This is a genomic window from Chloracidobacterium validum (assembly GCF_018304825.1).
Lineage (GTDB): Bacteria > Acidobacteriota > Blastocatellia > Chloracidobacteriales > Chloracidobacteriaceae > Chloracidobacterium > Chloracidobacterium validum.
This window is the reverse complement of record NZ_CP072648.1, coordinates 1,522,736-1,534,930: the sequence shown is the minus strand read 5'-3', so window position 1 is coordinate 1,534,930 and position 12,195 is coordinate 1,522,736. Positions and strand designations below refer to the sequence as shown.

Here is a 12,195-nt window from a genome sequence, read left to right as displayed (position 1 = left end):
ATCCGTCTCAGGCCGGCCCCCGGCCAGGCTCAAGACTGAGTCGCCGACGTCAGGTCGTCCGTCGCCACAAGGGCGTCCGGGGCTGAAACCGGGGTAGCCGAAGCCGCCTCGTCCACCATGATCTGGGCTGACATGATCTGGTCTGAAGCCGTCTCGTTGACGCTTGCTTCCGGTGTGGCGGTGTCAGCGGCGCTGGCGTGTTCCGGTGACTGAGCTTCCGGGGTGGCCGCCGCGCCCAGTGCTGCATCCGTGGTCTCGTCAGCCCTGGTTTCGTCAGCCGCGGTTTCATCTGCGGCGTGTGCGGTTGCGGCATCCGTGGTTGCAGCGGCCGGTAACAGCCGGCCGGCTTGCTCGATGATGGCGACTGCCTCATCGAAGCTCACATCGAGAATACTGGCGACGTCATTGACGTTGGCCTGCGCCAACTCTTCAATGGTAGCGATGCCAGCTTTGCTCAAGTACTGGGCATAAGCTGGATTGATGACATCCAGGTCAGTCAGCGGGACATCCGGCCGCGACAAAAGCGATTGGAATTGGCTGGCGACTTCGCGCTTCATTTCGGCATCGCTGCGAATGTCAATGTTCCACCCGACCAGCTTGGACGCCAGGCGCACATTTTGCCCGCGTTTGCCGATGGCCAGGCTGAGTTGGGATTCCTCGACGATGACTTCGAGGCGTTGGTTGGTGAAATCGGTAATCTGGACGCGACTGACTTTGGCCGGCGACAGTGCGTTGGCGGCAAACACCACGGGGTCTTCAGACCAGGGAATGATGTCAATCTTTTCGCCGCGCAGCTCACGGATGACGGCTTGCACCCGCGAGCCTTTCATCCCGACGCACGCGCCAACTGGGTCCACATCGGGGTCGTTCGAGGCAACCCCGACTTTCGCCCGTTCACCGGGTTCGCGCGCGGCGGCCTTGATCGAAACCGTTCCGTCATAGATTTCCGGGACTTCCATCTCGAACAGGCGCTTGAGGAGTTCTGGGCTGGTGCGTGATACGTGAACCTGCGGCCCCTTGGCGTCCTTCGTGACCTGTGAAATCACGACGCGCACCCGGTCGTTTTGGCTAAAGGATTCCGCCGGGGACTGCTCGGAGCGGGGGAGGAGCACTTCGATCCGCCCGATGTCGAGAATGATGTTGCCGCGCTCAAACCGCTTGACGACGCCGTGAACAATCTCATTCACCCGCCCAATGTATTCGTTGTAGATGTTTTCGCGTTCGGCTTCCCGCACCTTCTGGACGATGATCTGCTTGGCCGTCTGGGCCGCGATGCGGCCGAGTTCCTCGAAGCGGTCTTGCCGTGGCTCATACAGGACGTCGCCCACCTCGGCCGTTTCATCGGCTTGCAGGGCTTCTTCCAGAGAAACTTCCGTCTCTGGTGAAACCACCACGTCGGTGACGCGCTTGGCCGCGTAGAGTTCCATGCGGTGGCTTTCTTCGCTGTAGATTGCGATGAGATTCTCGTTGGACTTGAAATGCCGCCGGGCCGCCGCTGTGACCGCGTCTTGCAGGGCTTCGATGATGATGCGCGGGTCAATGTTTTTGTCCCGACTGATGGATTGAATTTGCTCTGACAGCAATGACATGACTGACTTGCCTCCTGGACCCGTTTATGGCGCGGTATCCACTGTCCCCTCGCGTAATCCCTCGCGGGCAGCGCGTTTTTCTTCGGCTACCCGGAAGAGATCGGTGTCCGTGACTTCGAGTTGCGCCTGCGCAATATTGGAAAACGCAATCGGCACTTCCGCGCCGGTGTCACCCGCCAAAACAATCACTGGTGGACCGCTCTCCCGAACTTCCTGGAGCCTTCCGCGAAAAACGCGCTTACCGTCAAGCGTTGTCGCCGTGCGCACGCGCACGCGATGCCCCACGAAGCGTCGGTAATCGGTCAACCGATAAAGTCCACGTTCGACACCGGGTGACGAAACTTCCAGTGTGTAGGCGGTCGGCACGGCGTCGAGCGCATCGAGATGGTCGCCAATCCGCCGACTCAGCGCGGCGCACTGATCAAGCGTAATACCGTTGGGGTGATCAACAATAACCCGCAGCAGGCGCCGCCGCCCGGTGCCCTTCATCTCACAAACAACGAACTCGAACCCATCCTGCGTCACAAGGTGTTCGATGGTTTCGGCAATATCCAACGCTTGGTCCCTCAGTGCTAACATCAACCGGCTGACCGGTGTCTCCCGTTGCCGCGCGCCTACCAGTTGGGCGTGTCGAATGGCGCCGGCCATCACGACACGCCCGCGTGCGCGCCCAAAATAAGTCGTTCAGTATAAACAAGTGCGACAAAAGGGCAAGTGCCGACAACGTCAAAGGCGAGAACCCCCTAGCGGCCTAGAGGGCAGCCACCTATTCGGCGCTCGGGCCAGGGTTACTCAACAGCCGACGGACGCGGGCTTCCTCTCCGACCGCCGTGAAGCGCAAGTTCGTCATGTAGCGCCGCGCCGCGTCCCGAACTTGCTCTGGCGTCACTGACTGCAACCGGTCGAGCGACACGAACGCCTGTCGCCACCCGCCGCCGAGCAGTTCATAGAGGGCGAGCGCGCTGACTTGTCCGCTGTTGGTTTCCTCGGCCAGATGGTAGGTCGTGAGGAACTGGGCCACCGTGGCGCGCAACTCACTTGGCTCGACGAGTTCGCTTTTGAGTCGTTCAATCTCATCGAGCATGACGGTAACGGCTTGTCTGGCATCCACCGCCGAGACATACACGCCGCCGACGTTCGCCCCCTGGGCGCTCAAAAAGGCCGTCGGCGCGTAGGATAAGTTGCGCTTGACCCGGACTTCTTCAAAAACCCGGTCGCGCAGAATCGCTGCTGCCAAGCGCAGTGCCGGGAAGTCGGGCGCGGTGAGGGCGGGTGCCGTATAGACGCCCTGAACGTAGTCGGTTGGAAGGGGGCGTGCCGCGATGACCACGTCTGCCGGCTCCCACGACAGGGGTGGGACGCTCCGCGCTGCCGTGCCGGCCGGGAGTCCGGCAAAGAGCCTGGCCGCGCGTTTGGCAATGCGATCTGGGCTGACATCGCCGACCACCACGAGCAAGAGGCGTTTCGTCGTAAGGAGCTTGGCGTAATGGGCGCGCAGGTCAGTCGCGCCAAGCCGTGTCAGGGTCTCCGTGGTGCCCCGTGGCGCGGCAGCGTAGGGGTGGTGGCGATAAATGGCGTTGGCCTGGGTTTGCTGAAGGATGGCTTCCGGGTCATCCTCGTCATCGAGCAGGGAAGCCAGCAGCCGTTCGCGCGTGAGCACGACGTCTTCAGCCTCAAAGCGAGGATGGCGCACGACATCCGCGAACAGGTTCCAGGCTGTTTCAAAGGTTTTTTGGGTCGTGGCCAGGGTGAGGGCTGAGTAGTCGTAGGTGACAACGTAGCTCAGTCCGGCCCCGAGCCGTGCGGTTTCCTGTCGCAAGGTTTCGCGTGGGAAGCGGCGGCTGGCTTCCGTCGCCACGGCCAGCGTGAGCGCTTCAATCCCGGCTTGCTGAGGGCTGGTCTGGCTGGCGCCGCCGGCGAAAAACAAGCCGACGGCCACCGTCTGGCTGCCCGGACGCCGTTTGACCAGTGTCTTGACGCCAGCAATGGTTTGCTCGGTGACGAAGTCCTGTGGTTGAGCAAGCGAAACGGACGGTTGACGGGGCGGGGCTGGTTCACGGCGTTGCGCCGGCGCAGGGTAGTCAGAGAGGATGAGCAGCGCCAGCACTGACAACAGCCAGCGCCAACGCTGCTTTGGCTGGATTGGTTTGCGCCGTCCAGTTGGACGGTCAACCGTCCCCCGCTGTGGGTTGGGCTGGCCCGTCAGGGTGGATGGTGGCGCAACGTTGGGCGTAGGGTCTGAGCTTGACATCCAACTGCCTAGCGTCGGTGTTCCCGACTTGAAAAGCTGGTCGGCCACGTGTACTTCACTGCCGATATTGGGGAAGGCTACACCTAACCGCAGGCAGCGCCAATGGTTATGCCCTTGTCTTGTGACCGACCGGTTTTAGTTCGGCTGCGTTCGATTGGCGATACGGTCTTGATGACGCCCTTGCTCAGCGCCCTCAAGGCGTGGCGGCCCAACTTGCCGATTGCGGTTGTGACCGAACCGCTTGCCGCGCCGCTTCTCGAACCGCATCCGCTGGTGGATGAGCTGCTCGTCATTCCACGGGCGCGGCGGGGACTGGTGGGGCTGGGCGAGCGGGCGCGCTCGATTGGCGTGCTGCGCGCCGGAAAGTTTGACATTGCCTTCAACCTCCACGGCGGCACGACCGCCGCCTGGCTGATGCGTCTTGCCGGCATCCCGCAGCGGGTCGGCTACGCCTTGCCGAATACGCGCTGGCTGCTGACGCAGGTTGCGCCCCCGCCAACCGAAATTTGGCAAAAGCCAACGATTCACTGCGTCGAACAGCAACTTGGCTTGCTGAAGATGGTTGGCGTGCCGCTCCCGACGCCACTTCCCCGGACGAAGCTCTACTGCGCGCCAAAAGCGCGGGCGGCCGTGGCAGCTCGACTGCGTCAAGCGGGGGTCAGCGGTCCTTATGCCGTTGTCCACCCGGCAGCCGCTTTTCCGAGCAAGCAGTGGGCGGCAAGCCATTTTGCCGAGACGATGGCCCATCTGGCGCGCCGTGGGTTGCAGCCGGTCGTCATTGTCGGCCCCGGTGAAGAAGCCGTTGCCAACGCCATCCGCCAGTCCCTCCCAGCGGTGCCAGGAGCCGTGTTTTTGACCGACTTGCCGTTGTCGGAAACCATGGCCGTCATTGCCGGAAGCGCGCTGTTCGTCGGGAACGACAGCGGCCCGGCACATATCGCCGCAGCCTTTGAGCGCCCGCTGGTCGTCATCTTTGGTTCGTCAAATGACCGGGTCTGGTCGCCCTGGACGAACGCGCCTCACCAAGTCGTCCGGCATCGGCTGCCCTGCGTCCCCTGCGCCGGCCCGCTGTGCCATGCTTTTCCAGAACCGGAGTGCATCCGGCGAATAACTGTCGGCGAGGTGACGTCGGCCATTGCGGCCGTCCTGGCCGGTTGAGGCGCAACGGTTTGGGGAACGCCTGATCCCGATGAGCGCCGCTGTGCCTTTCTGGGGAGACGGTGTCGGTCAGCCCGGTGGCGCGGTCGCGGATGGTGGCAAGCCGGGCCTGAGCTGGCTTTGGCTTTCATCGGGTGTCACGTATCACGTAATCTCTCAGTATGAGCTTAGGTGCGCAGTCGTCGGCGCGTTTTCAGCTCGCGCCGGACACCGTTTCAGTTGGTCGGGTGGTGGATTTGCCGTCGCATTCCAAGCCGTGGATGGCGGGCGGCTGGCTCGTCCTGTGGCTGGTCATCGGAGGCTTGTCCACGATGGCGCAAGTGACCCGTCCGCGGCGGGTTCCCGAATCGCCCGCACCGGTCGCACCGGCGTCTGTTCCAGAACCGGAGATTCGGATCGCGCTGGCGACCAGTGCCGATTTTGCGACCATTACCTGTGACGGTGAGATGGCGCGCTACGACCCGGCTACTGCGACCGCCGTGCCGGTCAACGCGCGCAAGGCAACTGTGCAACTCGAGGTCAGTCCGCCGAAAAGCCCAGAACGCTACCGCGTTGAAGCAGCTTCGTTCAAAAACCGCGCTGAGGCGGAAGCCGCCGCCAACCGGCTGCGCGAGCGCGTTACCGGGCCCATCACCACCCGCTATGACGCGCGCAACCAGACCTATGTCGTCCTCGTGGGTGACTGCGCTGCCCCGGAAGACGCCGATGCGCTCATGGTCAGTGTCGTGGATGCGGGTTTTCGCCGTCCGGTCGTCACCCGCGATGGGCTGGCCGCGCCATCTCGCGCCCTGACCCCACGCTTGGGGGTGACTGCCGAAGGCGGTGAATCCCTCCTCCGCGATGCTGATGCCTGTGCCTTGGTCGCGCTGGATGAAGACCGCGCGCCACTGAAGTTTTCCGGGCAAGCCTACCGAGGACGAATTGAAGTCTTTCTCAACCGACGCGGACGGCTCACGGTCGTCAATGTCGTGCCGCTTGAAGCCTACTTACGCGGTGTGGTGCCGAATGAGCTGTCGCCAACGGTGTTTTCCCATCTGGAAGCCCTCAAGGCCCAGGCGATTGCCGCCCGCACCTATGCCCTCAAAAATCGTGGCAAGTACGCCGCCGAAGGGTATGACTTGCTCCCGACGGCCGCCTCGCAGGTCTATCGCGGGCGAGGCTCGGAACATCCGCTCTCTGACCGCGCTGTGCTGGAAACACGAGGCATCGTGGCCACTTACCAAGGCGAGCCGATTGATGCGCTATACACTTCAACATCCGGTGGACGAACGGAAAGCTCGGAATACGTCTTCGGCTCGCCCCAGCCTTACTTGAAAAGTGTTTTGGTTGCGCCCCAGGCGCGGACTGCGCGCTGGGTAACTTCGACCAGTCCTGTCGAACACTGGCGCGATCCGGCATTACAACGACTGGCACGGGAATGGATACTGTTGCGTCTGGCGGGTTTTACCCTTCCAGAGCCACCACGCCGCGACTATGTGACCGCCCCTGCGACCGTCCGGGAAGTAACGCTTTGGCTCAACCTGACAGCGCGCTTGGCGCAGAACCGCGAACCTGAACGCCCGGCCGGCAACATACTCCGGTTGGGCGGGTTTGTCCCGGCGCTCATGGCCGCGCTCTACGGTACAGAAGCACCGAGTCGGCTGGTGACGCCGGAAGACGCACGGTACTGGCTCGGGCCGGTCGCCGAGCAGTTCCGCCCATCAGACCAACCGGCGCTCGCTTACCTTATGCGGGAACAAATCCTCCCGCCAACTTGGCTGGCGATGAGCGACCAACCGCTGACGCGCGGTGTGGCATTGAGCCTCATTGCCCGCTCACTGGTGGGGCGAGGCGTGCCGTCACTGCAAAGTGGGACGGCCCGCCCGTACGACGGCACGGCGCTCACGCTGCGAATGGGTAAGGGCAAAGAGGAGCACCGCTGGACACTTGCCCCGGACGTTCACTTGTTTCGTAACTTTGGTGGTGAATGCCTGCCGGTTGAGCGCGTTGAGTTGATTGGTGGAGAAACCGTGCGTGTCTATGCCGACCAGGACAACCGGGTGCGTTATTTGGAAGTAACGCCGGTGATGAATGGCGCGACCAGTGACCGTACGTCGCAGTTTTCCTGGTGGGATGTCCGGCTGACGGCGGCCGAACTCCGGGCGCAACTGGCCAAGGTCGGCATCAACGTCGGGGACATCCGTGAGCTGACGGCGCTGGCGCGTGGAGATTCCGGGCGCGTCGCGCGGTTGCAGATTGGTGGAACCAATGGGGCAAACGTTGTCACCGGCCTCAAAATTCGCTCGGCTCTGGGGGTGCGCGAGACCTTGTTTGTCATTCAGCACGAACGCGACGCCACAGGGCAACTAACCGGCGTCCGCCTTATTGGGCGGGGCTGGGGCCACGGTGTCGGCATGTGCCAAGTCGGCGCGTATGGACTGGCGGTTGAAGGCTATACCCACGAGCAGATTCTGAAGCACTTTTACGCCGGAATTGCGCTGACCCGACTTTACCCCTGACCGTTCTGGTGTTCTACCTTACGCGACTCGGCTGCCGATGTACCCGGTGGTGGCGCTGTACTACGATGGATAGGGTCATCCAGAGCGCGGCAGGCGTGAACCGGTTTCGGGTTCGCAGACAAGCATTGGCAATGGAACGCGGTGGAAGAAAGGCAGGTTGCGGTGGCTGCGGCGGCGCTTGGGGAGGCTGTAGAAGCTGACGACCGTTCAGCGATGCCAGGGGCGCGTTGGCGCGGCTTGCCGACCAAGCCCCGGATACCACCACTTAAAACTCGATAAGCGAGTACGAGTGTCTTATCGAACCTTCTTGCTGTCGTTGCCAAGCGGCCTGCTCAGGATTTCGGGTTGACGCGCACAGGGCGCGAGACCCGCGACGGCTGCTTGGCGAACATTCGAGTCACCATCTTTCAGTTGCTCCATGAGCGCCGGACAGACTCCCGGCTTGTTCACGACCGCTTATTCCACCGTTTGTCCCCTAGAAGCCAGCTTGGCAATGAAAGGCGATACACGCCCAGGAGCTTCAGGTTGGTACTCGTACTTGTTACAGAAATGCAGGTAGAAGCGCACCCACTTCCGACATTCGGACCATCGTGCTAATGGGATCTGCTTGGGTCTCAGCACGTCATCAAATCTGGGACTAACCTTTGGGAAACTACTCCTGAGGATCCCTGCTGTTATCCTTAGCAAACTGTATGTTATCCGAGGCTCCCACCGGGCTTAGGGAAACTTGATATAAGTTGACTAAATTGTGATCTGGAGGGTAATATCTGCACATTCAGATGACCGGCAGGGGCTGAATATGGGTTGTTTTTGCCGTTTATCATTGCAAACTTGCGAATGCACTACCGATGTAGCTTAATCGTGTACTTTAATCACCGGTTAGCAATATAAATAGGAGGAAGGTATGAAAATCAAGGTATATCTGGAACCAAGTGAAGAAGGAGGATATACAGTCATAGTCCCTTCTTTGCCAGGGTGTATTTCAGAGGGTAATACAAAAGAAGAGGCATTAAAAAATATTCGAGAGGCGATTGAACTTTATTTAGAATCAGTAGAAGACGATATCTTAGCACTTCCCCAAATAGAAGAAGTAGAGTTAGCAATATGAGTCAAGTCTGAATTATGACAAGGTCGCTAAGACGTTACAAAGGGATGGGTGGGTGATAGTTAGACAAAAAGGTTCTCATATCAGGCTACAAAAACATCTTGGAAATGAAATCTTAAAGATCACAGTTCCGACACATAAGCCTATAAAGAGGTCAACATTATCACATATATTGAAACAAGCAAGAATAACGGTAGATGATTTTCTGGAGAAAGTATAAATTTGCTAACAAGGCGCTGCACCGGACGGCACTTCCGCTACGCTCCATTGCCGCCGGTGAGCTCATTCGTCAGAGTCCCCACACAGGGACTGGAAGTTCGGAGTTAGTCTTTCTATGCCGGCACTCGTCGCCGTCATAGGCTGGTTTGTGGCGCATCACTTTTCCGCAAGGCGAGATCTTGGTAATCGACGGCGAGAGCAGGTCACGAAGTACCTTCTTGAAGCGTATAGAAGGCTAGAGAAGGGATCGAATCCTAGGGATCCGCGCGAAACCTGGAATGATATTGAGTCGGCAATAGCAGATATTCAGTTGTTGTTGGGTTCGCCCGAACAGGTTCGCTTAGCGGTTTCCTTTACACAGGAAATGAGCAAGAATAACTACGCATCAACCAGCGCGTTATTGCTGCTGCTGCGTGAGTCGCTCCTGAAGGAACTTGAATTGCCCGAGATCGAAGTAAGCATTACTCACCTCAGGTTTAACGCGGTAAGCCCCGAAAAGCATATTCAGCAGTTGGCAGATGTAAGCTCCGGCAGCGCCCCGACCTCAAACACTGGTTCCGTGGGTCCGCCGACGTGAGTAGCGGTCCTCTATCGCCGCGCTCTAACCCTGCGTTCGAGCGGACGGCTGCAAGCGCGCCTTGCTTGCGGTGCCCTCCTCGCTACGCTCGTCGGCCGCCGCTCAATGCGAGCGTCAGGCGTTGCAAGGCGCACGTCTTGGCAGCCCACCGCCGTTGAAGACAAACGGCACACGCTCTGCTAACATGCTGGCCATGAAGCCGTTTAGGTGGCCGCCAGACAAGAACGACCTTCTGAAGGCTGAACGCGGAATCTCCTTTGAAGATGTCACCGTTGCCGTTAAAGCCGGAGCATTGCTCAATGTTGTGCCGCATCCGAATCAGAAGAAGTACCCTCGGCAGAAAATCATGGTCGTGGAAGTCTTCGGATACGCCACTTGGTACCCTTCGTTGAGGGAGATGACCACTTCTTCCTGAAGACAATCATCCCCATCCGGAAAGTTACGCGCGACTTCATCGCGCAGGAGGCAGACGATGTCTAAGTTGGATCCCTACGAGCTTGAGGTCCTCGAAGCCTACGAAGCCGGCAAGCTCAAGCCCAGTACTGGCAAGGCTGAACTTCAGCGCCTGCGGGCCGCGGCACGCGCTACCGCGATCCGCGATCAAGGATAAGCGCGTGAACATCCGCCTCTCTTCGGTGGACCTTCTAGACATCCAGGCGAAGGCGCTTGAGGAAGGCATGCCGTACCAAACCTTCATCGCAAGTTTCCTCCACAAGTACGTCAGGCGCGAAGCGACGCCTAACCCCTCGCTCAAGCTGACTCGCTACGGCAGGCGCTGTAAGATCGGGCCGAGGCACATAGCGCATCATCGCAGCCCGGTCTTGCGGACCCTGCCTCCGCGGGCAGCTTAGCTCGAAATAGATTATTAGGGTAAACAAACCAAGAAGGAGTTATCAGTAGTGATAAGCGTCATGTCTCAAGTTGAAGTTCCAAGCTATGTACGAAATGGCGATTTCAAGATTTGGCTTCGTGAAGTCGTAGAACTCTGTAAGCCTGATAATGTGCGATTCTGCGATGGCTCACAGGAAGAATATGATGAACTTTGCGAGTTGATGGTGCGTACCGGCACATTCAAGCGCCTCAACCCTGAGAAACGCCCAAACTCATTTTTAGCCTGGTCGGATCCAAGCGATGTGGCCCGCGTGGAAGACCGGACTTATATTTGCTCCCGTCGTAGGCAGGATGCTGGCCCGACAAATAACTGGGTCGATCCAAAAGAAATGAAAGCAACCCTGACAAGACTCTATGATGGGTGCATGCGCGGCCGAACACTCTACGTAATTCCATTCAGCATGGGACCACTTGGCTCAAAAATCTCACAAATTGGAATTGAGCTAACTGACTCGCCCTATGTTGTCGTCAATATGAAAATCATGACGAGAATGGGCAAAGCTGTTTGGGACATATTGGGCGAAACTGGCGAATATGTGAAGTGTTTACACAGTATCGGCGCACCGCTTCAGGAAGGTCGAGAAGACGTGCCCTGGCCGTGCAATCCAAAAGAAAAATACATTGTGCATTTTCCTGAAGAACGTGTCATCTGGTCGTATGGATCAGGGTACGGCGGCAATGCGCTGCTTGGCAAAAAATGCTTTGCCCTGCGGATTGCATCGGTGATGGGGCGCGATGAAGGCTGGCTGGCCGAACACATGCTCATCATGGGGGTTGAGTCGCCCGAAGGCACAAAAAATTATGTGGCGGCGGCCTTCCCAAGCGCCTGCGGCAAAACAAACTTCGCCATGCTGATTCCACCAAAAACATTCGATGGGTGGAAAGTCACGACCGTCGGGGATGACATCGCCTGGATTAGACCCGATGAAAACGGCGAACTGCGCGCCATCAATCCCGAAGCCGGGTTTTTTGGCGTTGCTCCGGGGACTTCCTATCAGACGAACCCGAACATGATGGAGGCAATCAAGGCGAATACCATCTTCACCAATGTGGCCCTCACCCCGGATGGGGATGTCTGGTGGGAAGGGATGGACGGTGAGCCACCTGCCGAATGCCTGGACTGGCAAGGCCAGGTCTGGACGCCACAACTAGCCAAAGAAACCGGCAAAACTGCTGCTCACCCAAACGCGCGATTTACCGTGGCCGCCGCGCAGTGTCCATCCATTGACGAGGACTGGGAAAATCCCAAAGGTGTACGCATCTCAGCTTTCATCTTCGGCGGCCGCCGCGCCAGCAACGTCCCGCTCGTGTACCAAGCCGTGAACTGGAATTTCGGTGTATATCTTGCGGCCACGATTGGTTCGGAGATGACGGCCGCAGCATTTGGCAAAATTGGACAAGTTCGCCGCGATCCCTTTGCGATGCTGCCCTTCTGTGGGTATCACATGGGTGATTACTTCAATCACTGGCTCCAGATTGGGCGAAACGTTCCAGTGCCGCCACGCATTTTTGGCACCAATTGGTTCAGGAAAGACGAAAACGGAAAGTTTCTGTGGCCGGGCTTTGGCGAAAACATGCGCGTCCTAAAGTGGATTATTGACCGAGTCAATGGAAAGACTTCCGCGCTTGAATCTCCGCTGGGATGGATGCCGAGATACGAGGATATTGACCTCACAGGACTGGAAATAACCAGGGAACAGTTCAATAAGCTGATGGAAGTTGACCGCGAGGCCTGGAAGCAGGAGATTCTTTCACACGAAGAATTATTTGAAAAATTGTACGACCGGCTACCCAAGGAATTCATGCTGATGCGCGAACTGATTCTATCGAGCCTGTGGCGTTCTCCAGAGAAGTGGGAACTTATTCCTGAGCGGTATGTGGAAGAGCCAGCAACTTAGGCAAACCTT

12 protein-coding genes are annotated in these 12,195 nt (G+C 58.8%); 8 read left to right on the top strand and 4 right to left on the bottom strand.

All coding sequences use genetic code 11. From position 1 onward, the window contains the following. Window positions 1-29 precede the first annotated feature (29 nt). From nusA to J8C06_RS06345, 3 genes are all read right to left on the bottom strand, one after another. Window positions 30-1,589, bottom strand: coding sequence for a transcription termination factor NusA (nusA, locus tag J8C06_RS06355; RefSeq protein ID WP_211427886.1), 1,560 nt, complete (start codon window positions 1,587-1,589; stop codon window positions 30-32). Window positions 1,590-1,613: 24 nt separating this feature from the next. Beyond that, window positions 1,614-2,168 (bottom strand): ribosome maturation factor RimP, encoded by a 555-nt coding sequence (locus tag J8C06_RS06350; RefSeq protein ID WP_211427885.1) that lies wholly within the window; start codon window positions 2,166-2,168, stop codon window positions 1,614-1,616. A gap of 187 nt (window positions 2,169-2,355) precedes the next feature. Next, complete coding sequence (locus tag J8C06_RS06345) at window positions 2,356-3,840, bottom strand: M16 family metallopeptidase (RefSeq protein ID WP_211427884.1); 1,485 nt, start codon at window positions 3,838-3,840, stop codon at window positions 2,356-2,358. 108 nt (window positions 3,841-3,948) lie between these two features. On the opposite strand from J8C06_RS06345, the gene J8C06_RS06340 reads away from it, so the two are divergent. Together J8C06_RS06340 and J8C06_RS06335 are read left to right on the top strand one after the other, a co-directional pair. Beyond that, window positions 3,949-4,998, top strand: a complete 1,050-nt coding sequence (locus tag J8C06_RS06340) for a glycosyltransferase family 9 protein (RefSeq protein WP_211427883.1) — start codon at window positions 3,949-3,951, stop codon at window positions 4,996-4,998. A 161-nt stretch (window positions 4,999-5,159) separates the two neighbouring features. After that, a complete protein-coding gene (locus tag J8C06_RS06335) occupies window positions 5,160-7,496 on the top strand; it encodes a SpoIID/LytB domain-containing protein (protein WP_211427882.1) in 2,337 nt (778 codons plus the stop codon). Between the two features lie 294 nt (window positions 7,497-7,790). On the opposite strand, the gene J8C06_RS15420 is transcribed toward J8C06_RS06335, so the two are convergent. Next, the gene (locus J8C06_RS15420) at window positions 7,791-7,946 is read right to left on the bottom strand and encodes a HEAT repeat domain-containing protein (protein ID WP_407064899.1); all 156 of its coding nucleotides are present in this window, start codon (window positions 7,944-7,946) and stop codon (window positions 7,791-7,793) included. 454 nt (window positions 7,947-8,400) lie between these two features. On the opposite strand from J8C06_RS15420, the gene J8C06_RS06330 reads away from it, so the two are divergent. The 6 genes from J8C06_RS06330 (at window position 8,401) to J8C06_RS06305 (ending at window position 12,186) form a co-directional block, all read left to right on the top strand. Continuing rightward, a complete protein-coding gene (locus tag J8C06_RS06330) occupies window positions 8,401-8,604 on the top strand; it encodes a type II toxin-antitoxin system HicB family antitoxin (protein WP_211427881.1) in 204 nt (67 codons plus the stop codon). A 7-nt stretch (window positions 8,605-8,611) separates the two neighbouring features. Further along, on the top strand, window positions 8,612-8,821 hold the full coding sequence (locus J8C06_RS06325) for a type II toxin-antitoxin system HicA family toxin (protein WP_211429848.1): 210 nt from the start codon (window positions 8,612-8,614) through the stop codon (window positions 8,819-8,821). Window positions 8,822-8,935: 114 nt separating this feature from the next. Then, complete coding sequence (locus J8C06_RS06320) at window positions 8,936-9,397, top strand: hypothetical protein (protein WP_211427880.1); 462 nt, start codon at window positions 8,936-8,938, stop codon at window positions 9,395-9,397. Window positions 9,398-9,458: 61 nt separating this feature from the next. Then, window positions 9,459-9,812: a hypothetical protein gene (locus tag J8C06_RS15345; RefSeq protein WP_343216841.1), complete on the top strand. Its 354-nt coding sequence runs from the start codon at window positions 9,459-9,461 to the stop codon at window positions 9,810-9,812. A 57-nt stretch (window positions 9,813-9,869) separates the two neighbouring features. Continuing rightward, entirely contained in the window at window positions 9,870-10,007 is a 138-nt protein-coding gene (locus J8C06_RS15485) for a hypothetical protein (protein WP_343216840.1), read from the top strand. A gap of 301 nt (window positions 10,008-10,308) precedes the next feature. Continuing rightward, on the top strand, window positions 10,309-12,186 hold the full coding sequence (locus tag J8C06_RS06305) for a phosphoenolpyruvate carboxykinase (GTP) (RefSeq protein WP_211427879.1): 1,878 nt from the start codon (window positions 10,309-10,311) through the stop codon (window positions 12,184-12,186). Window positions 12,187-12,195: the final 9 nt, after the last annotated feature.

Coding starts and splice junctions, on each gene's coding strand:
- nusA (WP_211427886.1), bottom strand. CDS start 1,589: ATGTCATTGCTGTCAGAGCAAATTCAATCCATCAGTCGGGACAAAAAC.
- J8C06_RS06350 (WP_211427885.1), bottom strand. CDS start 2,168: ATGTTAGCACTGAGGGACCAAGCGTTGGATATTGCCGAAACCATCGAA.
- J8C06_RS15485 (WP_343216840.1), top strand. CDS start 9,870: ATGTCTAAGTTGGATCCCTACGAGCTTGAGGTCCTCGAAGCCTACGAA.
- J8C06_RS06340 (WP_211427883.1), top strand. CDS start 3,949: ATGCCCTTGTCTTGTGACCGACCGGTTTTAGTTCGGCTGCGTTCGATT.
- J8C06_RS06320 (WP_211427880.1), top strand. CDS start 8,936: ATGCCGGCACTCGTCGCCGTCATAGGCTGGTTTGTGGCGCATCACTTT.
- J8C06_RS06335 (WP_211427882.1), top strand. CDS start 5,160: ATGAGCTTAGGTGCGCAGTCGTCGGCGCGTTTTCAGCTCGCGCCGGAC.
- J8C06_RS06345 (WP_211427884.1), bottom strand. CDS start 3,840: ATGTCAAGCTCAGACCCTACGCCCAACGTTGCGCCACCATCCACCCTG.
- J8C06_RS06305 (WP_211427879.1), top strand. CDS start 10,309: ATGTCTCAAGTTGAAGTTCCAAGCTATGTACGAAATGGCGATTTCAAG.
- J8C06_RS06330 (WP_211427881.1), top strand. CDS start 8,401: ATGAAAATCAAGGTATATCTGGAACCAAGTGAAGAAGGAGGATATACA.